Raw genomic sequence first — 23,380 nt, 5'->3', positions numbered from 1 at the left:
AAGCTGGATGATCATGGACGCCTTTATCAATTGGAATAAAGATTTCATTGGTAAAGCGGCAACATTAAAAGCGCGAAAAGATGGGCCGGATCAGCGGCTTGTCACAATGGTGATTGATGTTGATGCGATTGATGTCTCGAATGATGAAGCCATTTTGAAAGATGGACAGGCCGTTGGCTATGTATCATCTGGCGGCTATGCGCATCGGGTTGGCCAGTCAATGGCAATGGGCTATGTGAAATCCGCCTATGCTGGCGCGGGGACAAAATTACAGGTGGAAATTCTGGGGCTATTTTATGATGCCAAAATTCTAGGCGAAGCGGTTTATGATCCGAATGGCGCGCTTATGCGCGGCTAATTTATCCCCGCCTTTGATCCCATCTTTGTTCGCGTCTTGACGCCCGTCTTTGCGCCCGTCTTTGCATCGCGCGCTACCGCTAAAAATTTCTATAATTCATGTTTGTTTTGCATTTGTGTAAAGCCTCATTTTGGATTTACCATTCATTTATAGAATTGTGGTTTTCCACCATTTGATTGGGGTAGTCCTTTTGGGAAGAAACGAGTTGAACATGTTAAATGAAGAACAAATTTGGAAATTGGTGGATGCCAAAAGAGCTGAATTTATTGCGTTATCTGATCGGGTTTTTGAAACACCCGAAACGCTTTACAATGAATTTGCATCGGTTGCCGAACATGTGGCGGCGCTCAAAGCCGAGGGATTTACTGTTACCGAAGGCATTTGCGGCATGCCAACAGCGGTTATGGGCGAGGCTGGAACCGAAGGGCCGGTGATTGCCATTCTTGGTGAATTTGACGCACTTCCCCAGCTTAGTCAGGCACCGGGCGTTGCCGAACATAGCCCGATTGAAGTGGGCGGCAATGGGCATGGATGTGGCCATAATCTATTAGGGGCAGCGTCGCTTTTGGCGGCAACAGCGGTCAAGGACTGGCTTGCCGAAAACGGCATTGCGGCACGGGTGCGTTATTATGGTTGTCCCGCTGAAGAAGGCGGTGCGGCCAAAGCGTATATGGCGCGCGATGGATTGTTTGATGATGTTGATGCTGCGATTTCTTGGCACCCTTCCACCTTTAACGCTGTTCAGCATGGCCATTCACTTGCCAATTCGCGAATTGATTTCACCTTTCATGGCAAGGCGGCGCACGCGGCGGCGGCCCCGCATCTTGGCCGAAGTGCGCTTGATGCCTGCGAGCTGATGAATATCGGGGTGAATTATCTTCGTGAGCATATGCCCGACTCAGCGCGGGTGCATTATGCCTATCTTGATGCTGGCGGGGTTGCGCCAAATGTTGTTCAGGCAAAGGCAACGGTTCGCCAGCTTGTGCGGGCAGCTGATCTGCCAACCTTGCGCGACCTTGTTGCACGCGTTCGCAGCATTGCCGATGGCGCGGCCTTGATGACTGGAACCGAGGTTGAGGTGAAAGTCTATTCAGGGGTTTCTAATCTGGTTGGCAACCGCCCGATTGAAGAAATGATGCAGCGTGAATTTGACAAGCTTGGGCCGGTACCGTTTGACGCTGATGATTTGGGTTTTGCGAATGAAATTCGCCAGACTTTGACCAAGGATGATATCGCGGCCAGCTTTCAACGTGTCGGTCGGGAAACGCCGGCCGACCTACCGCTTTGCGATTTTGTTGCGCCACTTGACCGGACAAGCAATGGCGGGGAGGGGTCAACCGATGTTGGCGATGTGAGCTGGGTTGTGCCAACGGTTCAGGCGCGTGTTGCCACCTGCGCGGTTGGCACGCCATTTCATACATGGCAAACCGTTGCCCAAGGAAAGGCACCGGCGGCGCATAAGGGCATGATCCATGCAGCAAAAGTGATGGCGGCAACGGCCAGCGCCTTGATTCAATCGCCAGATACGCTTGAGGCGGCGCGCGCTGTTCATAATGACCGGCAGGCGAAAACGCCGTATCAATGCCCCATTCCAAAAGAGGTTAGCCCGCCAATCATTGCCAAGCCCGAAAAGGCGGCAAGGGCAATTGGCCAGTAAATAATAGACCGCGCCCGCCCCAAAAGGGCTGGCGTCTTTGCCTTTGCGCCGAAACGCCAGTTCTATTCGTAAATTTGGGCAGCCGGTTGGTTGATTGAGATTATGTTGACTGAGCCAATTTTGATTGGGCAAGCTGAACCCAGAAACTGGCACCGATTGGCAATAGATCATCGTTGAAATCAAAATGCGGGCTGTGCAGATTCTCGGATTGTAATCCCGCCCCAAGCCAGATGTAAGCGCCTGGTTTTTTCTCTAGCATAAAGGAAAAATCCTCGGCACCCATGACTGGTGTCATGCTGGTTTCCAGCCCATCCGCGCCAAGCATTTCAGTGATGATATCACGCGCAAATAACGCATCGCTCTCATGGTTCAAGGTTGGTGGATAGCCCGGGCGCAATTCCATTGAAACATCACATCCCAATGTTGCAGCGGCATTTTTTGCGGTGGCTTCAATTTCGGCGATCATCCGCAAGCGTGTGTCGGCATTCATCGTTCGCAAAGTGCCGCCAATACTTGCCGTTGCCGCAATCACATTAAACGCACTTCCGGCTTCAAGCTTGGTAAGCGAAATCACCGCCTGATCAAACGGGTCAAGCTGGCGCGAGATTAGGGTTTGCAGCGCCAGAATACACATGCCGGCCGTCTGCCACCGGATCTTTTGTCAAATGCGGCATGGCGGCATGACCGCCTTTGCCATCAATCGTCAGAACAAAAATATCAGCACCGGCCATAGCCGCGCCGCAATGGGCAACCGCACGACCAACCTCTAGCCCGGGCCAGTTATGCATGCCCCAAACTGAATCCATATGGAATTTTTCAAACAGACCATCTTTGATCATTGATCGGGCGCCAGCATTGCCGCCTTCTTCGGCGGGTTGGAAAATACAATAGATGGTGCCATGAAAATCCCGCGTTTTGGCAAGATGCCGTGCGGCTGCAAGAAGCATGGTCGTATGGCCATCATGACCACAAGCATGCATGCGGCCGGGGCGTTGTGAGGCATAGGCAAGGTTGGTTTCTTCAGACATAGGCAAGGCATCCATATCGGCGCGAAGGCCAATCGCTTTGCCGCTCTCAGGCTCGCCCAGATTGCCTTTAATCACCCCAACCAGGCCGGTACCGCCAAACCCGCGATGAACCTCAACACCAAAGCTTTCAAGCTTGGCTGCAACAAAGTCGGATGTGTCTTTTTCTTCATAGGCAATTTCCGGATTTTGATGAAGATGTTGTCGCCAAGAGGCTAACTCGTCATGCGCCGATACCAATGCTTTTACCAGTTGCATTTTAAGCTCCTAAATACGCTGTCCGTGGTCAGAAAATTATGTCATCCTTGCCGAAAGCGAATGCTGAAGACCAAACATGGCTCTTAATAATCATGGGCCGGTTGAAAATCCTAAATTAAACTCTACGCTGATTTTGATTGCAGTCAAACAGCAGATGGTGGTTTCAATGAAAGTCAGTCCAGCCACAGCGCAAACAGCGCGAATTGCCGCCGCTATTGACAAGCTTGCCAGCTTTACCGAAGCGGATCGTTCCTATACGCGGCTTGTTTTCAGCCCCGAATTTGACGCTGCGCGAGACTGGCTTACCGATGCTTTTGTGGCGGCTGGGCTTGTTTGTCATATCGATTCCGGGGGCAATTTGATTGGTGCCCGAACCGCTAATTTAGAACCGGTGGATGGAGACTTGGCCGGCCGGGCAAAAGTTTTGATCGGATCACATATTGATACAGTGCCTGCCGGTGGCCGGTTCGATGGCATTGCCGGTGTTATTGCCGCGCTTGAGGTGGTGCATTATCTTAATGAACATCAGATCGAACTGCCTTTTGATCTGGAAATTGTCGATTATCTTGGTGAAGAATTAAATGTCTGGGGCACATCTTGTCTTGGCAGCCGTCATATGGCGGGGCTTTTGACGCCTGAAATCTTGGGTCGGGTTGATGCTGATGGCCGCCAGCTTGCAAGTGAAATTATTCGTATTGGCGGCACCAATCTTGGCTGTGATACAGTGCGATCCGATGCTGATCAGATTCTGGCCTGTTTAGAGCTTCATATCGAACAGGCGAAACTTTTGGAAACACAAGGCCACGATATCGGAATTGTAACCGCGATTCCGGGGATTTACCGGTATGGTATTTCGGTAAAGGGCCAAGCTGGTCACAGCGGCACAACGCCGATGGATGATCGGCAGGATGCGCTTGTCGCGGCGGCCGATATCATTCAGGCGATAAATGGCTTGGCAAGCGATATCGCCCGCGATGAAAACCAGCATTTTGTGGCAACGATTGGCAAGATTGAGGTTTTTCCAAATGGAGCGGCAATTGTTCCTGGCCAGGTTGAAATGACGCTTGATATGCGGTCGGCAAGCGCCCGTGCGAAAAGCGCTTTTCTGGCGGCATTTGAAACCATTTGTCGTGATAGCGCGACACGGCGCCATTGCGCTGTTGATTTGACGCCACTTGCCGCCGCTGATATTGCGCCAATGGATAGCGGCCTGATGCAAAATCTTAGTGATGCGGCGGCGGTCAATGGGTTATCGGCGATAAAGCTGGCAAGCGGTGCCGGTCATGATACGGCGCATCTGTCACGTTTTGCACCGGCGGCCATCATCTTTATTCCGTGCCGTGACGGGCTAAGCCATTGTCCTGAGGAATTTACCAGCAATGAAGCCATCGCCAAAGGCGCATGGGTTCTGACAAGCTGTGTTCTGGCGCTTGCTGGAAAGCCGTTACAAGCGGTGGTTCAGCAATAGTAATTAGACTTCATCATTCAAATGACAGGCGGAAAAATGCGCTGGTGCAATTTCGCGTAATGCCGGTTTTTCGGCTTTGCAGCGCGCCGTTGCAAACTTACATCTTGGATGGAAATGGCAACCTGTTGGCGGTGATAGCGGTGATGGTATTTCCCCGCTAATCGGCTCATATTGACGTTTGCCAACCTCAAGCCGTGGTACCCCTGCAAGAAGAGCTTGAGTATAGGGATGGTTTGGTTGTTTGATAAAGGTTTCAATCGGCGCCGTTTCGACAATCCGTCCAAGATACATGACGATCACCCGATCTGAGATATGCTCGATCACGCCGATATCATGGCTGATAAAGAGATAGGTCAGATCAAATTTATCTTTCAAATCAACAAAAAGATTAATGATCTGCGCCTGAATCGATACATCAAGCGCGGCAATCGATTCATCACAAACCAGAAATTCAGGCGAAACGGCAAGCGCCCGTGCAATACCAACACGTTGCCGTTGCCCGCCAGAAAATTGATGTGGGTATCGTTCAAGCGTATCTGGATCAAGCCCGACCCGTTGCAGCATTTCAGTGGCAAAGGCGCGCTTTTCTGATGGAGGAATTAGTTTGTGATAAATCGGCGCTTCAGTGATAATATCGACTACCCGTTTTCGGGGATTCAATGAGGAGAACGGATCTTGAAAAATCATCTGTGTTCTGAGTGCGCTAGGTATTTCTTTATTACTAGCCTGGCTTGAGTCGAATTTAACAGATCCTGTTGAAGGGGGTAAAATTCCAGCAACCATACGCCCAAGTGTCGACTTTCCACAGCCTGACTCCCCCACTACGCCAACGATCTCGCCTTTGAAAATTGAAAAATTCACATCATCGACAGCGTGAACAACTTCCTCTTTGTAATTTTGTCCAATACGATTCAAACCTTTAGCTACAAGGTCCAACGACTTAATGAAATCTTTTGAGAGGTTTTGTACTTTTAAAATGGGCTCCATAACTATTGCCCCACTGGAATATTAAAGCAACGGACTTGTCTGCCATCTGCTACTTGTGTGATGTCTGGCTGCATATTGGAGCATTTTTCATTTGCGTAATTACAACGATTTTGGAAAGCACACCCCACTGGAAGGTTGAGCATTGAAGGCACCATACCGTCAATTTGTTGCAATGGTTTGCCACGTTGATTTTGGCTTGGTACGCTTCCCATCAAACCTTGAGTATAGGGATGTATTGGATTTGCAATTATGTCAGCAACAAAACCTTGTTCAACTATTTGACCAGCATACATAACGCACACGCGATCTGCGATGCCTGCGACAACAGCTAAGTCATGGGTAATCCATAGCAAAGCTGTCTGTGTTTCGCGACATAATTTTTGCATTTCACTGATGACCTGGCCCTGAATAGTAACATCTAGGGCTGTTGTTGGTTCGTCAGCAATAATCAAATCGGGTCGGTTTAACATCGCAATGGCAATCGAAACACGTTGACGCATGCCTCCAGAAAATTGGTGAGGGTAGGCGCGAAGCCTTTCATCTGGTGAAGAAATGCCGACAAGTCCAAGTGTGTCGCGTGATCGAATTCGCGCATCCTCGCGACTAATGCTACCATCATGAGCCTGAATAGCTTCTATCATCTGCGTTTCAATCCGCAGAACAGGGTTTAGCGTCATCATTGGGTCTTGGAAGATCATGGCAATCCGATTGCCACGAATATTCTGCATCTGATCATTTGAGAGGGCGCTCAAATCTTTTCCTTTGAAATTAATGTTCCCATCAATAATTTTTCCAGGTGGATCAACTAAACCCATCACAGAAAAACCAGTTATTGACTTCCCTGAACCGGACTCGCCAACAAGCCCAACAATTTCGCCTGCGGCGATTTCAAAGCTTACACCGTCTACAGCTTTTAAAATTCCTGCCTTGGTAAAAAAATGTGTTTGTAGATTATTAATCTTTAATATTGGTTCCAATGCTTGCCTCACTTTTGCAGGCGAGGGTTAAACATGTCGCGCAGTTGGTCCCCCACTAAATTAATTGAAACAATAGTAATCAACAATGCAATACCGGGGAAAATACTTATCCAAAAATCACCTGAATACATGTACTCAAAGCCGTTTCCAATTAGGAGTCCTAGAGATGGCTCTGTAATTGGAAGTCCAAGGCCGAGAAAACTCAGAGTTGCCTCGAGAGAAATAGCGTGTGCAGTTTGCAGCGTGCCAACAACAATCAGTGGAGCCATGCAATTGGGCGCGATATGGCTTAATATTATCCTCTTATCACCCAATGCAAGACATTTTGCAGCCTCAACGTATTCCTTGTTCTTTTCGACCAAGGCGCTGGCGCGTGCAGCTCGGGCGTAATAAGCCCACTGCACTAATATTAATGCGATGATTGTTTTCTCAACACCCTTTCCAAAAGCGGCTAGAATAATTAGCGCCATTAAAATCGATGGAAAGCTCAGCTGAATATCAACTATGCGCATCATAATTGTTTCAAACCTGCCGCCAAAATATGCAGCAGATAAGCCTACCGAGGCACCAAGAATAAGAGCAACTAGACCTGAAAGTGCACCAACTCCTAAACTTACTCGAAGGCCGTAAAAGATAGCGGATAGCATATCTCTGCCTGCCCCATCTGTTCCAAGTATATAAAAATTCCCTGAAAAATCCTCTGAACCCGGCGGCAGCCGGCTATTCATTATGTCTACGCTAGTCAAATCATAGGGGTTCGACGGTGAAACCCAAGGGGCAAATATAGCGATAAACAATATTATTAGAAAAACAAATAAAGCAATTACGGCGGTTGGGCTTTCGGAGAAATCTAACCAGAATTTTCTGAGACCTGCGGCGGGAAGGTCGTAGCTTTGTTTGTTTGCAGGCGCACTCATTAGCTAACCCCTCTTATTCTTACGCGTGGATCAAGAACTGAATACAGAATATCAACGATTAGATTCAGCATGACAAAAATCACCACGATGATCATGAGATAGGCCACAACGACTGGCCGATCTAGGTTGTAGATTGAGTCGATGATAAGCTTGCCCATTCCTGGCCATGCAAAAACTGTTTCCGTTACAGTTGAAAATGCTATTAGCGACCCAAACTCGAGACCTATTATCGTTATGACGGGGATCATTATATTTTTTAAAAGATGAATCCGAACCACTCGGGACTCGGCTAAACCCTTTGCGCGCGCAAATTTAATGTAGTCTTGAAGGATAACTTCACGAGTTCCAGCACGGGCTAGACGGATAACAGATGAAAGTTTGAACAAAGCTAAATTGAACGCAGGCAAAAATATATGGGAAAGCCCGTCAAGCGTAAAAATTGAACTTGTCACGCCAAGGTATGTTGCAACTTCTCCGCGCCCAGTTGATGGAAGCCAACCCAGGTTTACGGAGAAAAACATAATCAATATAATTCCAACCCAGAAAGTTGGCATTGAAAATCCTAATATGGATCCAGCCATTATCGTTTTGCTAACTTTACTGTTCGGTTTGAGCCCAGCATAAATTCCTAGCGGGATGCCAAAAACAACGGCCATTAGAAGTGAGACTAAAGCCAGTTCCATAGTTGCCGGCATGCGTTGAATTATCAATTTCAGCGCGGGCTCACCAAATATAAATGAACGTCCAAGGTCTCCTTGGAAGGCATTTACAACAAAATACCAATATTGCTCTGAAACAGGCCGGTCAAGGCCAAGATCGCGAATGACCCGATCAATTTCTGCTTGATCCGCCTCTGGGTTGATTAACATATCAACCGGATCGCCAACAAGATTTACGCCGACAAAGACGATTAATGACATAACGAGCAGCACAACAATGCTCTGAAGTGACCGTCGGAGAATGAAAGCTGTCATTACTTTAACCTTGAAAAAAAACTACGCCTCACATTGTATTGTTCTTCAGCACAATGTGAGGCATTCAATTTTTTGAATTTTACTTTAGCTACCAGAGAGGCCAGTTACTATGGTGCGCTCGTCAGTACGCGGCAAGTACTTATAACCAGCCTTTGCGGCCCAAGTATTAACTTGGTAGTGCATCGGGATGACACCGTAGTTCTCACCAACTGCCTTTTCAGTGGCTTTGGCGAGAAGTGCTCCGCGTGCATCAGCATCGACGGTTGCAAGGGCTTGTTTGACAAGTTTGTCAACTTCAGCATCGGAGTGACGGCCACGGTTAGCAGCACCTAAACCTTTTGACTTATCGTATGTGTGCAAAAGAGCTTTTAGCGGTGATGATGCCTCACCAGAACCAGCGCCCCACCCAAGCAGCATGAAGCTGAATTCAGGTGATTTGTTTGGTCCGCCGCGCGATGCACGCTTGAAATAAACAGCCTTGGGCATAGTTTCTACGCTCGCTTCAATACCGACATTATTCAACATTTGTGCAAGTGCTTCAGCAATTTTTGCATCATTAATGTATCTGTCATTTGGCCCGTGAATGGTCATTTTAAACCCATCAGGATAGCCCGCTTCGGCCATGAGCTTTTTAGCTGTTTCAGTATCGTATGGGTCTGGCTTCATATTTTCAGACACACCATGGAAACCAGCTGGCAAGAGCTGTCCAGCTTTTACGGCAATCCCTTCCATAACACGCGAAACGATTGCATCACGGTTAATTGACAAAGAAATTGCTTTACGAACCCTTACATCCATTAGCGGGTTTTTGATTGGGCTACCGTCTTTTGCGGTGATGTGCGGAGAGTTTTCCCTAAACTGGTCCATGTGTAGGTAGATAACGCGGTTTGATGGTCCGCTACTCAACTGAATATTCTTATCACTCTTTAAGCGAGCAACATCCAATGGCGGCACATTGTCAATAAAGTCAACATCTCCAGCTAGGAGAGCCGAGATACGTGCTGGCCCTGCCTTGATCGGCTTGAAAGTCACCTTTTCAAATGCGGCCTTAGTGCCATGATAAGCTTCGTTACGTTCTAGCACTATACGGTCCCCAGGCACCCACTCAATAAATTTGTATGGGCCAGTTCCGACTGTTGCTTTACCGCTATTGTAATCTTCAGTGCTTGCGTCTTTACCAGCCTTTGCAGAAATTATTTTAACAGTGCTGAGGTCATTTGGCATCAAAGGGTAGGGTTTCGCAGTGACAACGTGGATCGTGTGGCTGTCAATCTTTTTGAAGGTTTTACCCTTCAAGTAAGTTACGAAGCTTGAAGGTGAATTTGGTACATTTTGAGCTCGCTCAACGGTGAACATTACATCATCAGCGCTGAATGCACTGCCATCATGCCATTTTACGCCTTTACGAAGTTTGAACTCCCAGGTTGTGTCATTGATGGGTTTCCAAGAAACGGCAAGGTCAGCGTAGTGCTGCTGATTTTCATCACTTCCAACCAAGGTCCCAAAGATATGAGTTGCAAACCCGTTGTTTGGACCAAGGTTATGATAATGAGGATCGATAGAACTTGGTTCGGACTTTAAACCAACACGAAGTTCCGCAGCTTCAGAGACCACTGTGTCTTTCTCAGCTTTGTCAGGCTCATGAGTAAGCATAAATGCAACCCCGCCCAAGAGAACCGCGACCAGCGCCGCAATCAAACCTTTATTCATTTTGCATCTCCCATTTAGCAAATTTTTTAGAGCGCAATCATGCTCTTCCATAGAATACTCTGTTATAAGGCTACGAATTTGTCTACATATGAATCGCAATATCTATTTAAATTTGGATGTAAAATTTTACATGAACAAGTATCAACAGCTCATAGACTTCTTGCCGCCATTATCTAACTTTCGGAATCATACAAGTGGTACAATCACTTCATACCGAATCAATCAACCACAGATTGAAAACAATGGACGTCCTGCCTTAGTATTTCTGCATGGATTTAATGGCAGCAGCAAGAGTTGGGCTTGCCAATTTGCCCATTTTACCAGTCAGACGGTCATTGCCATTGATGCCCCCGGTTTTGGTGAGTCGCAATCTGTTGACGGCGGTATGGTTGCAATCGCGGATGGGGTTGCCGCACTGATTGCCAGCCTTGTCACCGGTAAAGTCGTTATTATTGGTCATTCAATGGGCGGTATGCTGGCGCAGGTTTTGGGCGCAACCCATCCAGACATATGCCAAGCGATCATTCTGTCCTGCACGCACAAAGGACGGGCGCAGCCGGTTGGCTCGCCGCTTGGGGCGGCGGTGCAGGAGCGAATCCAGCAGCGCGAAGTGATGGATGATGCGTCTTATGGCGCGCTTCGGGTTGGCAAGATGCTGTCGGGGAAGATTGATCCGCAAATCATGGCGTTTCTGGCGGCTGTCGCTGGTGAAATCCGCGTTGAGGGTATCCGTTGTGGCGGCTTTGCGATGCAATATCTCGATACAAGCCCATTTCTTGATAAAATCACCGCGCCAGTCGCCATTTTTACAGGCGGCGATGATGTGGTGGTAAAACCGGCTGCCGCCGCTGCGTTAAAAGTGGGTTTGCCGCAAGCGCATCATTGGTTGCTGGCAGATGTCGGTCATGCGCCCTATTGTGAAGATGCTGCCAGTTTCAACGCCGCTATCGAAGCGTTTCTTGATAAAGTTTTGGCAGGATAAAAGGCTCTTACGGTAATATAGATGAACGCTTTTACGTTACGGCCATTTGTCATTTATTTTTTGACAAACACATTGTCACTGCTTGGTACATGGATTCAAAAGGTGGGTCTTGGCTGGCTGACCTGGCAGATTACCGAGTCCACTTTCTGGACAAGTTTTGTGTCGATTGCCTTGATGGCACCGGTTGGCATCATCGGGCCATTTATTGCTGTTTATGCCGAAAGCTGGGATATGCGGCGCGCCTTTCTGCTTACAAAAATTCTGATGATGCTTATCAGTTTCGTGATCTTTGCCTTGCAATATTTTGACATGCATAATCTGCATAGTTTGATTGCAACATCGCTTGCCCTTGGCGTGCTTAGCGCCGTTCATCACCCAATCCGGCTGGTGTTTATCTCGATTGTGGTGCCGCGCCCCTATCTTGCCAGTGCCATTGGATTGAATTCAGTGTCATGGAATATGTCGCGCGTTGTTGGCCCGGGGCTGTCTGGCTTTGCTATTGTGCTTCTCGGCTTGGCAACGACATTCGGGATTGCGGTTATTCTCTATGCGCCGCTGATCGTGGCTTTGGCATTATTGCCGCTTGAACCGCGCGCTAAGGCAAAGCCGAATGCCGACCGGTTTTTTCAAAAAATGCGGGACGGCGGCAAGGTGGCTTTGCAAACCCCCCTTATTTTTACCGCTCTATGTATGGTGGCGTTGAACAGCTTTCTGGTTCGTGGTGTTTTGGAAATTCAGCCGGCGATCATTGGCCAGATTCTTGGCGGTGAAAGTCAGGCCTTGGCGACAGCTACGGCCGCTGCTGGTGTTGGCGCATTGTTGGCGTCAGGCTGGATCGGGCTTGGCAAATTGTCACCAGATTTTATCCAGCGTTGCCTGTGGCCAATGCTGGCCATTGGCATTATCGGAACGGCCTGTCTAAATCTAACAAGCATGATCATTCCGATGAGTTTGATTTTCGTCCTAACTGGCTTTACCGCCACGGTTGTCGGCATTGGCGCGCAAACATTGATCCAGCTAAAGGTAGAAGAAGATTACCGCGCCCGCGTTATGACCTGGTGGTCAAGCGTTTCCTTTGGCAGCCTGACCCTTGGCGGTATTCTGATTGGGTTTCTTGGTGATTTAACGCCAATTGAGGATGCCATTTTGATGGTGATGCTGCCCGGCCTTTTGCTGGCCATGCTGGTTCTTGTCAAATTGCCATTGGCGCGCTGGAAAGCCTAACCCGCCAAACAAGCAATTGCGCGTAAGTGGTGTTTTTGGCGTTGGCGTGACGGCTAACGCGCGTCGCCGCGTTCGATTTCAATTTCACCAATCATGACTTTTTCGAATTTCTCAAAGAAATTCTTGGACAGTTTTTTGGCCGTGCTGGTAATCAGGCGGCCACCAAGCTGGGCAATTTTGCCGCCGGTTTCCGCCTTTGCCTCATAACGCAGAATGGTGGTTTCGCCATCTTCGGTCAAAGTGACATCAGCGCCGCCCTTGGCAAAACCGGCAAGGCCGCCTTCGCCTTCGCCGGACAGGCTAAATCCATCCGGTGCCTTGGATTGATCAAGCATGACCGTGCCGTTGAATTTGGCTTTTACCGGCCCAATTTTCAAAGTGACCTTGGCCACAAGTTTGGTATCAGACTCGCGCTCAAGTGATTCGCATCCCGGAATACAGGCTTTGAGGATTGCGATATCATTCAACGCCGCATAGACCTCGGCGCGAGGGGCAGGGATCGTAATCTCGTCAGCGATTTCCATCATAAATATCCTTTGCGATGATCGACGTTGACACGCATTGTCACGCTAAGATATAGGCCGACTAAATGGCGACTTCAACAAAGAAACTGACAAACCACCCCTTGCGGACAGGTCTTTTGGCAAGCAAGGACAAAGCGGGACGGCCGGCACAATTCTTAAAATCATGTCATAGGCACCAAACCTGCGGCAAGCAGGCTCGGTGCGATTTTTGACAAACTAGATTAAGAATATTTAGCCAACAATATTGAAATCCGGCCCATAGGGATAGCCGGTGATATTGTCATTGCCATCATCATTGATGATCAAAATATCATGTTCACGATAGCCGCCAGCCCCAGCTTGCCCATGGGAAATGGTAAGCATCGGTTCCATCGATACAACCATCCCCGGTTCAAGAACCGTATCAACATCTTCACGCAGCTCAAGCCCCGCTTCACGGCCATAATAATGCGACAGAATGCCGAAGGAATGACCATAGCCGAAACTGCGATATTGAAGCAGATCACGGTCTTCCAGAAATGCGTTGATCTTATGCGTTACCTCGCTGCACCGCATCCCGGGCTTTAGCAGGCTGATGCCATATTCATGGGCGGCGATATTAGCTTGCCAGATGCCAAGGCTTGTTGGGTCAACTGAACCTGCAAACATGGTTCGTTCAAGCGCCGTATAATAGCCCGAAATCATTGGAAAGCTGTTGAGTGATAGAATATCGCCTTTTTGCAATTTCCGGCTGGTGACTGGATTATGCGCACCATCGGTGTTAAGCCCAGATTGAAACCAAACCCAGCTATCGCGATATTCGGCATCGGGAAAGGCCTCGGCAATGGCAAGTTCCATCGCGTCACGTCCGGCCATGGCAATATCAATTTCACGCTGCCCAAGCTTGACCGCATCACGAATTGCATAGCCGCCAATATCGGCAATACGCGCCCCTTCGCGGATCAAGGCCAACTCGGCTGGAGATTTATGCATACGTTGCTGCATAATTGCGGGTGATAAATCGGTCTGGCTTGCTGGCGACAGAAACGCCAGAAGCTTACCATGCTGGTCAAGGGTCAGGTGATCGCCTTCATAGCCAATCGCGCTGTTTTCGCCCGCAACCGATCGAATGGCGCGCCAGAAATTATCGCGTTGCCAGTCGGTATAGGTGATATTGTCACCAAAGGATCGCCGCCAAGGCTGTCCAGCGTCAATGCCTGCGGAAATGGTGACATTTTCGGTGGCGGTCACAACCAGCCCATAAGGGCGGCCAAAGGCGCAGTAAAGAAACCCCGAATAATAGGCGATTGAATGCATCGAGGTAAAAATCGCAGCTTTCACACCGGCAGCGGCCATGATGGCACGTAAACCGGCAAGCCGTGTTTCATATTCAATTGTGGAAAATTGGGCTGTTGCTTTTTCACCGTTATGCAAACGGTATGTGTCTGGTCGCAAAGTCATTTAGACCCTCCATTGACGAGTTCAAAAGAAGGTCCCGGCGTTCAGGACTTTTTCAAAAAAGGCGCAACCGTGAAAGCGCAAACGGTTGGAGCGACGCCATCGCTCATGCCTGTTCGGGAATGGTATCACGCGCGATCTCAAAAGAGGCAAGTGTTTTTTTCGATTGCGCATTTTCCCGCGATCACTGGCCGGATATGATGCTGCTGATTGACCCCAATAATATATTGTTTTGGACTGCGCAAAATTGTTGTATCAACGCTGATGATTTTGTGGAATTGCACCGCTGCGATGCGTTGTTTGGGAGAAAAATATGTCAACAATCGTGAATAGCTGGAATGAATGGGATCCTCTAAAACATGTGATTGTCGGGCGTGCCGATGATTGTCATATCCCGCCTGAAGAACCAGCTTTGGACGCGAAGGTTCCTGAAGATAGTGACATGCGTGGGCAATGGGGTCGCCGCCCGCAAGACAGCATTGATCGTGCCAATGAATTGCTCGATAATTTTGCCTCCATGCTGGCATCACGTGGCATTGAGGTTGACCGCCCAACGCCGATTGATTTCTCGCTTCCTGCCATCACCCCCGATTTCCAAACCGAAAGCCAGTTTGGCTGTATGCCGCCGCGCGATGTTTTGTTGACGGTTGGCAGTGAAATTCTCGAAGCGACCATGTCTTATCGTTGCCGGTGGTTTGAATATCTTTGTTATCGTCCCTTGATGCAGAAATATTGGAATGAAGACCCGAATTTCCGCCATGAGGCCGCGCCAAAACCACGCTTGACTGATTCTGATTATCATCCCGATTATTTGTCGGAAAAAATTGGCGTTGAAAAGCGCTTGCAATGGGCGGCTGAAAAATTCTTTGTCACGACCGAAGAAGAGCCATTATTTGATGCGGCCGATGTTTTGCGGTTTGGCAAAGACCTTGTTGTTCAGCATGGATTTACTACGAATCTAAAAGGCATTGAGTGGATCCGGCGGCATTTTCCAGATCACCGTGTTCATGCTGTCAATTTTCCTGGCGATCCTTATCCGATCCATATTGACGCAACATTCACCCCGCTTCGCCCGGGTTTGATTCTGAATAACCCACAACGCCGCCTGCCCGAAGAACAGCGCCGTATGTTCAATGACAATGGCTGGGAAATTGTTGATGCAGCCCAGCCAGCGCATAACGCGCCGCCTGCACTTTGCTATTCGTCAGTTTGGCTTAGCATGAATGTTCTGGTGCTTGATCCAAAGACGGTTTGTGTTGAAAAGTCAGAAGTCTATCAAGCCGAACAGATGGACAAGCTTGGCATGAATGTTATAGAGGTCGAATTGCGGGACGCCTATGCTTTTGGTGGCGGGTTGCATTGCTGTACGGCTGATGTTTATCGTGAAGGTGGTCTTGAGGATTATTTTCCAAAACTGGCCGGATAGGTGCTGCCAAGCAATTAACAGATCAGTAACTGCGTGCCCTTAGACAGAGGTGTCAAACAATGACAAAGCCGGTTTTCAGCAAACCATTCACACAGCAAGAAGCGATTCCCGAGGCGGGCATCGCGCGGGCTGTTGAAATCATGAAAACCGGCAGGCTTCACCGCTATAATCTATTGCCTGATGAAGCTGGCGAAGCCGCCGCTTTGGAAATAGAATATGCCAAATGGCAGGGGGCGGATTATTGCATCGCCTGTACATCGGGCGGCTATGCCATCCAATTGGGGTTGCGCGTTTGCGGCGTCAAACCTGGCGATAAAGTGCTTGCCAATGCCTATACATTGGCACCGGTGCCAGGGGCCATTCACAATGTTGGCGGCGTTCCGGTTCTGGTTGATATTGATGAATCCTATCATATTGATTGTGATGATCTTGATGCCAAGGCGGCGGCAAGTGGGGCAAAATATTTGCTGCTATCTTATATGCGGGGTCATATTCCCGATATGGACAAGCTGCTGGCGGTCTGTGCCAAATATGATCTCTGCCTGATCGAGGATTGCGCCCATACGATGGGGGCAAAATGGCGCGGTGTCCGGTCGGGGAATTTTGGCAAGGTGGCCGCCTTTTCAACGCAGACTTATAAACATATGAATTCGGGTGAAGGTGGATTTTTGACCACCAATGATGCCGAGCTTGCGGCGCGCGCCGTGGTCTCCTCCGGCTCATACATGCTTTATGGACGGCATGGCGCCATTCCGGCAGAAGATGTGTTTCAAAAAGTGCGGCTTCATGCGCCAAATTATTCAGGCCGTATGGACCATATGCGCGCCGCCATTCTGCGATCGCAATTGCCAGTTCTTGAAGATAATCTGGAACGCTGGAATCAGCTTTATGACCGGCTTCATGCAGCTTTTTCATCCATGGCAGGGGTGGTTATTCCAGCGCGCAAGCAAGAAGAGTTCTATGTTGGCTCATCAATCCAGTTTCGGGCTGAGGGGCTTGCCACCAAGGCTGTTCCACAATTTGTTGCGGCCTGCGCAAAACGCGGGGTTGAACTGAAATGGTTTGGTGATGATGAACCAAAGGCCTTTACCAGCCGTTATGATAGCTGGCGTTATATTGACGATATTCCGGTTCTGCCGACAACCTTGCGCGTTCTGGAAAAAACCCTCGATATGCGGGTACCGCTTACCTTTACAATTGATGATTGTGATATGATCGCCAGCATAATTGAGGATGAAATTCAGACTTTTTTACCAGCATAATCATGCGTTGAAAATATGAGCTGCAACCATTGTGGCAGTCCGTTTGTCGGCAGTGAACGGTTAATGATTATGCATTTGCCGCGGGCAATGCTCGTTGAATATTGGCAATGATATCGTTAAAATTTTAAATCTGACAGTAGGCCGATCATAGCTCAGAATTATGCCGACCTATCGTTGGTAATTTACCAACATTTTAAATGGGGAATTTGAATGAAAACCTATAAAATCGCGTCAATTCCGGGTGACGGAATTGGCGTTGAGGTGATTGATGCTGGGCTTCGTGTTTTAGAGGTTCTTGCTGAGCGCGATGGTGGTTTCAGACTTGATATCATCAGTTTTGACTGGGGCAGTGATCGCTATAAGCGTGAAGGGGCACTAATGCCTGCTGATGGCGCCAAAGATCTGCGCGATTTTGATGCGATTTTCTTTGGCGCGGTTGGCGCGCCTGATATTCCCGATCATTTAACCTTGTGGGGTTTGCGGTTGAATATCTGCCAGCCGCTCGATCAATACGCCAATGTGCGGCCAACACGCATTCTGCCCGGAATCAAAAGCCCGCTTGCCGACGTGACAGCAAAGGATCTTGATTGGGTGATTGTTCGCGAAAACTCTGAAGGTGAATATGCAGGTCAAGGTGGCCGTAGTCATCGTGGACAGCCGCATGAAATGGCAACGGATCTTGCTGTTTTTACCCGTGTTGGTGTGCAGCGCGTGATGCGCTATGCCTTTGAATTGGCGCGCTCGCGGCCGCGTAAATTACTGACCGTTGTAACCAAATCGAATGCCCAGCGTTATGGCATGGTTATGTGGGATGAAATTGCCGCTGAAGTGGCAGCCGAATTTCCTGATGTGACATGGGATAAAATTCTTGTTGATGCGATGACGGTTCGAATGACAATGAAGCCGGAAAGTCTCGATACAATCGTGGCAACCAATCTTCATGCCGATATTCTGTCTGATCTTGCGGCAGCACTTGCTGGCTCAATCGGCGTTGCGCCGACAGCCAATCTGAATCCGGAGCGTACCAGCCCGTCAATGTTTGAGCCGATTCACGGTTCAGCCTTTGATATTACAGGGAAAGGCATTGCCAACCCGGTTGCGACATTCTGGAGTGCATCAATGATGCTTGATCATATTGGCGAGACGGTTGCGGCGGAACGGCTGATGAAAGCCATCGAAGTGATCACGGCCAATCCTGATTTCCATACGCCCGATCTTGGTGGGATAGCCACAACGGATCAAGTGACCGCAGCGATCATTGATGTGATTCGCGCCCGCAATGATTAGGGCATCGTGGCCCACCTAGGATGACCGGACAAGAATATCGGGGGTTTACAGTCACGCGGCAATGGCATTGCTGAAGTGCCTTATTGTCAAAATAGCATGGTATCATGATGATGATTTTGCCATTCTGCTGCCGGTTTATGCTCTGGTGCCTAACAACCTTGACCAACCGATAAGGAAAAACATCATGACGCCAATAATCGAACTATTAAAAGCGCACCGGTCGATCCGGAAATTTAAGAATCGGCCAGTTGCAACTGATCTGTTGCATGAACTCATTCAGGCCGGTCAGGCCGCGGCGTCATCCAGTTTTTTACAAGCCGCAACAATCATTCGTATTAGTGATCCGACAAAACGCGCTACCTTGGCCGCCTTGGCCAATCATCAGCCCTATATTGAATCGGCGGCCGAGTTTTTGGTGTTTTGCGCCGATATGAATCGAGCGGCGCACTGTTGTGACTGGTATGATGCCACTGCCAATACCGGCTTTACCGAACAATTCATCATCGCAACGGTTGATGCATCACTTGTTGCGCAAAATATTGCGGTGGCGGCTGAGTCAGCTGGCCTTGGCATTTGCTATATTGGTGCCTTGCGCAATAATCCAGCCGAGGTGTCATCGCTTTTGGAACTGCCGCAAAACACCTATCCAGTTTTTGGTCTTTGCCTTGGCTGGCCCGATCAAGATCCGGAGGTTAAGCCGCGTCTACCACTTGAGATCGTGCTTCGTGAAAACAGTTATGGCGATGCCCTGAATCTTGATCAATTAGCGGGTTATGACGAAGCAATCCGCTATTATTATCAGACCCGCACCGGCAATAAGAAAAACCAAAGCTGGAGTGAACAAATGTCGGGTATGCTGAGCAAGGAGTCACGTCCGCACATGCTTGGATTTCTGAAAATGAAAGGTTTTTTGCAGAAATAATCAATATGCAGTTTTAAATTCATGCTATCTACACCCTTGCATATTTATGTCACTTTTGCTCGTATGAGTGAAACTATCGGTGTGGGGTGATTATGGACTATTTTTTTGGACGATTTTCTATAGTAACATATTCGGTGTTAGGTTCTGTCGCGCTGGCTGCACTTAGTTTAGCTGATAAGGTTTTTTTAATCCCTGCCGTCGTTCTTGGGGTTTTAGGGCTACTTGGAATTTCGGATTACACGCAGAGGAAACGAGCCGTCCTCGGGAATTATCCCTTAATCGGCAGGTTCAGATTCATTTTTGAGTCAATTCGTCCAGAGCTACGTCAGTACTTTTGGGAATCTGATACTGACGAACTTCCCTATTCGAGAAACCAACGCTCCATGGTTTACCAGCGAGCAAAGGGCATAATGGCTACCCGGCCATTTGGTTCTGATCAGAACATGTATGCTGAGAACTATAACTGGCTAAACCATTCATTGATACCATCACATATTGAATCTACGGATTTTCGGATTCGTGTTGGTGAAGGTGATAAGGCCTACGATGCGTCGGTGCTAAATATTTCGGGGACCAGCTTCGGTGCATTGTCGCCACCCGCTATTCAATCACTTTCAGCAGGTGCAAAGCTTGGTGGCTTTGCTCACAATACAGGGGAGGGATCTTTATCAAAATATCATGAAGCTGGCGGTGGTGATACAATTTGGCAAATTTCAACAGGCTATTTTGGTTGCCGAACAGAGGACGGTCAATTTGACCCAAAGAAATTTAAAGAAAAAGCTTTGCTGGATCAGGTGAAAATGGTTGAGATAAAGCTCAGTCAGGGCGCAAAACCCGGTCATGGCGGCATGCTAATGGCGCCAAAAGTAACGCCAGAAATTGCAGAGGCGAGAGGTGTGCCAGCCTACCAGGATGTAATTTCACCATCAAAACATAGCGAGTTCTCAACCCCAAATGAATTGTTGGCCTTTGCCGCAAAGCTACGCGATTTGTCGGGGGGCAAACCGGTTGGTATCAAATTGTGTATTGGCCATCCGTGGGAAATCATATCAATAGTTAAGGCAATGGTTGATGGTGGGGTAGTCATTGATTTTATTACTGTTGACGGCTCTGAGGGTGGAACTGGAGCTGCGCCAGTCGAATTTACAGATAATATTGGTTCACCCCTACGTGATGCAATTATTTTTGTTGATAATTGTCTCCGTGGAGCTGGTTTGCGTGATCGTGTAAAAATTGCGGCCTCGGCCAAAATTGTAAGCGCTTATGATATTGTTAGGCATTGCGCGCTTGGAGCTGACTGGTGCAACATGGCAAGGCCATTTATGTTTGCGGTTGGGTGTATTCAGGCTCGGGACTGTGCGTCGAGCCGGTGTCCAAGTGGAGTTGCAACAATGGATCCTAAGCGATACCGGGTTATTGATGTTGAAGACCGGGCAACGAGAGTATTCAATTTTCATAAAAATACAGTAGAGGCAGTCGCGGAAATGTTAGAATCAGCAGGTTTGGAGCATCCTAGTCAGTTGAATCGACGACATATTGTACGGAGAGTTTCAGCCAGCAAAATTTTACTTGCTGATCAAATTTACCCGCGGGTTGAAATCAACGCGTTAATTGATGGCAAGCCTGTTGATGATCCTCGCCTTGCATCTTATTGGCATAGGGTAAGCGGCGATAGTTTTCATCCACAAGAGTCGGCTCAATAACTATACGCGGTTACAGATCAAAGGTAAAAAGGTCGTTTGACGCTTCAGAGCTTCATGACTGTTGATTGCGGCCGTATTTTCTGGATGCGTTTCTTTACTTAATTATTGGCCGAGTTGCTTGCCTTAGTGGCGGACTCAATTCTTGAATGAAGCAAAATCAGAACCGGTTTTTACCGCGTCAAGGATCAGCTGGCTTGGCTGCCATATATGTTGGTCTTCGGCTGAAAAATCTTTTAATCCAGCCAGAATTGCGACCATGCCAAGCTGGTCGGCATAATGCATCAAACCCCCACGCCAGCGCGGAAAGCCGTAGCCAAGAATGCTTACCAGATCAATATCGCTGGCATTTTGAGCAACGGCTTCCTGTAAGATATTGGCGCCCTCATTGATCATGGCCAGCAACAGCCTTTTGACAATTTCATCATTAGAGAAATGCCGGCGGGTGATGCCAGCATGATCGGCTTCGGCAACAATCAAGGCATCGACCAAGGGATCGGTCGCAGCCTTGCCATCATTGGCATAGCTGTACCAGCCAAGGCCAGTTTTGCGGCCAAGCCGACCAGCCTCAACCATCTTGTCGGCAATGTGGACATAGGTTCGGTTTGGATCGCGGCTTGCATCTTGGCGACGCCGGTTGGCAAAGGCGATATCAAGGCCTGACATATCTTGTGCTTCATAAGGCCCCATTGCATAGCCAAAGCCGGTCATGGCCTCGTCGATTTGCGCAGATGTTGCGCCATGAAGCAGCAAAAGATCTGCCGCCTCGCGATAGCGCGCCAAAATCCGGTTGCCGATAAAGCCGTCACATAATCCCGCGACAACAGGAATTTTCCCAAGCTGTTTGGCAAGTCTAAATCCGCTGGCAAGCGCGGTTGGCGCGCTGGCATCGCCTCTGATGATTTCAAGCAATTTCATGATATGGGCCGGCACAAAAAAATGCAGCCCGACAAGCCGTGATGGATCATCAAGCGAAGCGGCAATCGCATTGATATCAAGATAGGAAGTGTTGCTTGCCAGAATGGCATTTGCCGGCATCACCTCTTGCAGCTTTTGAAATACGGTTATTTTGACAGCGATATCTTCAACCACGGCTTCGATGGCAATCTGCGCATTGGCGGCGCTGGTATAGTCGGTTGAAATGCTGTAGCGCGACCGCATCTCATCTGCCTTTTGCGCCGTGATCAGGCCGCGTTTCACCCCAGCCTCGATCAAGCTTTCGGCGCGGGCAGCCGCCTGCTTTGCTGTCGCGTCATTGGTTTCAATCGTGACCGTGGTGATGCCAGCGCGAACAAGCGCATGTGCAATTCCCGCCCCCATTGTACCGCCCCCAACAACAACCGCCTGATCAATGATCTTTGGCATATGATTGGTAAGCGCAGCGGGTGCTTTGGCACCGCGTTCAGCAAAGAAAACATGGCGCAATGCCTTTGCCTGTTCAGATTGCCGAAGCGTAAGAAAACAATCACGTTCGGCGGCTATACCATCGGTAAAATTGGTGTGGCTTGTTAGGGTAACCAATTCGGTTGCTTTGACCGGCGCAATTTGGCCTTTGGCGCGGCGGGCAAGGCCAGCATTGCTTTTGGCCAGCGCGGCTTCATCTATTCTCGGATTTGGCAACTGACCAACCGGCGTTGCCGCGGCGAGATGGGTAGACGCGACTGCCAAGGCGACCTGCATCGGATTGGCATCAACAAGATTGAGTAACCCGGCCGCAAGACCAGCCTTGGCAGAGATGGGTTTGCCGCTTGTGATCATTTCCAATGCGGCGGCAAAGCCGATCAGGCGCGGCAAACGCTGCGTGCCGCCAGCCCCGGGAACAATGCCAAGCAAAACTTCGGGAAGGCCAAGCTGTGCCTTCGGGCTGGCAATGCGATAGCGGCAAGCCAAGGCAAGTTCCAACCCGCCACCAAGGGCAGCTCCATTGATCACGGCAATCCAAGGTATGTCTGACGCTTCGATCATGGCTAGAACATCAGGCAAATGCGGGGCAATTGGCGACGCATCAAATTCACGCGCATCACCACCGGCGGCAAAGATTGTTTCGCTTCCCATCAGCAGAACACGTTCAAGACCGGTTGTGGCCTGAATTGCCAGCATCGCATCATGCAGTCCTCGGCGAACCGCCAGATTGATGGCATTGACAGGCGGGTTGGCAAGCTCGACAAAAAACACCTTGTCATCGCGGTCATCGCGCCAGAATTTTACTGTCATCTTGTCCCTTTCTGGCTGGTTGTGGTGCGGGTGATGGGTAACGCGTTTACAATTGGGGAATGCATAGCAAG

Annotated in this window: 20 protein-coding genes; 10 read left to right on the top strand and 10 right to left on the bottom strand. The window is 49.0% G+C overall.

The window, feature by feature from the left end; all coding sequences use genetic code 11:
• Positions 1-13: 13 nt before the first annotated feature.
• Both ABXT40_RS10255 and ABXT40_RS10250 read left to right on the top strand, forming a co-directional pair.
• Positions 14-358, top strand: a complete 345-nt coding sequence (locus ABXT40_RS10255; protein ID WP_443645508.1) for a glycine cleavage T C-terminal barrel domain-containing protein — start codon at positions 14-16, stop codon at positions 356-358.
• A 211-nt stretch (positions 359-569) separates the two neighbouring features.
• On the top strand, positions 570-2,015 hold the full coding sequence (locus tag ABXT40_RS10250) for an amidohydrolase (protein ID WP_443645507.1): 1,446 nt from the start codon (positions 570-572) through the stop codon (positions 2,013-2,015).
• A gap of 100 nt (positions 2,016-2,115) precedes the next feature.
• Here the strand turns inward: ABXT40_RS10250 and ABXT40_RS10245 are convergent, their stop codons facing one another.
• The gene (locus tag ABXT40_RS10245) at positions 2,116-2,649 is read right to left on the bottom strand and encodes a M20/M25/M40 family metallo-hydrolase (protein WP_443645506.1); all 534 of its coding nucleotides are present in this window, start codon (positions 2,647-2,649) and stop codon (positions 2,116-2,118) included.
• Complete coding sequence (locus tag ABXT40_RS10240; protein ID WP_443645505.1) at positions 2,606-3,298, bottom strand: amidohydrolase; 693 nt, start codon at positions 3,296-3,298, stop codon at positions 2,606-2,608. The genes ABXT40_RS10245 and ABXT40_RS10240 overlap by 44 nt, the downstream gene beginning before the upstream one ends.
• Before the next feature lie 166 nt (positions 3,299-3,464).
• Here ABXT40_RS10240 and ABXT40_RS10235 point away from each other — a divergent pair, with 166 nt between their 5' ends.
• Positions 3,465-4,766 carry a Zn-dependent hydrolase gene (locus tag ABXT40_RS10235; protein WP_443645504.1) on the top strand — a complete coding sequence of 434 codons (1,302 nt, stop codon included), beginning with the start codon at positions 3,465-3,467 and terminating at the stop codon, positions 4,764-4,766.
• Between the two features lie 3 nt (positions 4,767-4,769).
• On the opposite strand, the gene ABXT40_RS10230 is transcribed toward ABXT40_RS10235, so the two are convergent.
• The 5 genes from ABXT40_RS10230 to ABXT40_RS10210 form a co-directional block, all read right to left on the bottom strand.
• The gene (locus ABXT40_RS10230; RefSeq protein ID WP_443645503.1) at positions 4,770-5,753 is read right to left on the bottom strand and encodes an ABC transporter ATP-binding protein; all 984 of its coding nucleotides are present in this window, start codon (positions 5,751-5,753) and stop codon (positions 4,770-4,772) included.
• A gap of 2 nt (positions 5,754-5,755) precedes the next feature.
• Positions 5,756-6,730 (bottom strand): ABC transporter ATP-binding protein, encoded by a 975-nt coding sequence (locus tag ABXT40_RS10225; RefSeq protein ID WP_443645502.1) that lies wholly within the window; start codon positions 6,728-6,730, stop codon positions 5,756-5,758.
• 8 nt (positions 6,731-6,738) lie between these two features.
• Complete coding sequence (locus tag ABXT40_RS10220; protein WP_443645501.1) at positions 6,739-7,647, bottom strand: ABC transporter permease; 909 nt, start codon at positions 7,645-7,647, stop codon at positions 6,739-6,741.
• The gene (locus tag ABXT40_RS10215) at positions 7,647-8,621 is read right to left on the bottom strand and encodes an ABC transporter permease (RefSeq protein ID WP_443645500.1); all 975 of its coding nucleotides are present in this window, start codon (positions 8,619-8,621) and stop codon (positions 7,647-7,649) included. The genes ABXT40_RS10220 and ABXT40_RS10215 overlap by 1 nt, the downstream gene beginning before the upstream one ends.
• Positions 8,622-8,705: 84 nt before the next feature.
• Positions 8,706-10,274, bottom strand: a complete 1,569-nt coding sequence (locus ABXT40_RS10210; protein ID WP_443647008.1) for an ABC transporter substrate-binding protein — start codon at positions 10,272-10,274, stop codon at positions 8,706-8,708.
• A gap of 187 nt (positions 10,275-10,461) precedes the next feature.
• Between ABXT40_RS10210 and ABXT40_RS10205 the strand changes: the two genes are divergently transcribed.
• Together ABXT40_RS10205 and ABXT40_RS10200 are read left to right on the top strand one after the other, a co-directional pair.
• Positions 10,462-11,313, top strand: a complete 852-nt coding sequence (locus tag ABXT40_RS10205; protein ID WP_443645499.1) for an alpha/beta fold hydrolase — start codon at positions 10,462-10,464, stop codon at positions 11,311-11,313.
• A 21-nt stretch (positions 11,314-11,334) separates the two neighbouring features.
• A complete protein-coding gene (locus tag ABXT40_RS10200) occupies positions 11,335-12,537 on the top strand; it encodes an MFS transporter (protein WP_443645498.1) in 1,203 nt (400 codons plus the stop codon).
• A gap of 53 nt (positions 12,538-12,590) precedes the next feature.
• On the opposite strand, the gene ABXT40_RS10195 is transcribed toward ABXT40_RS10200, so the two are convergent.
• Both ABXT40_RS10195 and ABXT40_RS10190 read right to left on the bottom strand, forming a co-directional pair.
• The gene (locus ABXT40_RS10195; protein ID WP_443645497.1) at positions 12,591-13,061 is read right to left on the bottom strand and encodes an SRPBCC family protein; all 471 of its coding nucleotides are present in this window, start codon (positions 13,059-13,061) and stop codon (positions 12,591-12,593) included.
• A 231-nt stretch (positions 13,062-13,292) separates the two neighbouring features.
• Positions 13,293-14,501: an aminopeptidase P family protein gene (locus ABXT40_RS10190; protein ID WP_443645496.1), complete on the bottom strand. Its 1,209-nt coding sequence runs from the start codon at positions 14,499-14,501 to the stop codon at positions 13,293-13,295.
• Positions 14,502-14,811: 310 nt separating this feature from the next.
• Between ABXT40_RS10190 and ABXT40_RS10185 the strand changes: the two genes are divergently transcribed.
• The 5 genes from ABXT40_RS10185 to ABXT40_RS10165 all read left to right on the top strand — a co-directional run bounded on the left by ABXT40_RS10185 (position 14,812) and on the right by ABXT40_RS10165 (position 21,098).
• Positions 14,812-15,924, top strand: coding sequence for a serine/threonine protein kinase (locus tag ABXT40_RS10185; RefSeq protein ID WP_443645495.1), 1,113 nt, complete (start codon positions 14,812-14,814; stop codon positions 15,922-15,924).
• Between the two features lie 59 nt (positions 15,925-15,983).
• Positions 15,984-17,186, top strand: coding sequence for a DegT/DnrJ/EryC1/StrS family aminotransferase (locus ABXT40_RS10180; protein ID WP_443645494.1), 1,203 nt, complete (start codon positions 15,984-15,986; stop codon positions 17,184-17,186).
• Positions 17,187-17,396: 210 nt separating this feature from the next.
• The gene (locus ABXT40_RS10175) at positions 17,397-18,473 is read left to right on the top strand and encodes a tartrate dehydrogenase (protein ID WP_443645493.1); all 1,077 of its coding nucleotides are present in this window, start codon (positions 17,397-17,399) and stop codon (positions 18,471-18,473) included.
• 184 nt (positions 18,474-18,657) lie between these two features.
• A complete protein-coding gene (nfsA, locus tag ABXT40_RS10170; RefSeq protein ID WP_443645492.1) occupies positions 18,658-19,395 on the top strand; it encodes an oxygen-insensitive NADPH nitroreductase in 738 nt (245 codons plus the stop codon).
• A 92-nt stretch (positions 19,396-19,487) separates the two neighbouring features.
• A complete protein-coding gene (locus tag ABXT40_RS10165) occupies positions 19,488-21,098 on the top strand; it encodes an FMN-binding glutamate synthase family protein (protein ID WP_443645491.1) in 1,611 nt (536 codons plus the stop codon).
• Between the two features lie 135 nt (positions 21,099-21,233).
• Here ABXT40_RS10165 and ABXT40_RS10160 read toward each other — a convergent pair whose 3' ends face one another.
• Positions 21,234-23,309: a 3-hydroxyacyl-CoA dehydrogenase NAD-binding domain-containing protein gene (locus tag ABXT40_RS10160; RefSeq protein WP_443645490.1), complete on the bottom strand. Its 2,076-nt coding sequence runs from the start codon at positions 23,307-23,309 to the stop codon at positions 21,234-21,236.
• Between the last annotated feature and the right edge of the window lie 71 nt (positions 23,310-23,380).

The organism is Candidatus Ponderosibacter sp. Uisw_141_02, assembly GCF_048087665.1.
In the GTDB taxonomy this organism is placed as follows: Bacteria; Pseudomonadota; Alphaproteobacteria; order Puniceispirillales; family Puniceispirillaceae; genus UBA3439.
Note: the sequence above shows the minus strand (reverse complement) of the source record. Positions and strands in the feature narration are given on the sequence as shown.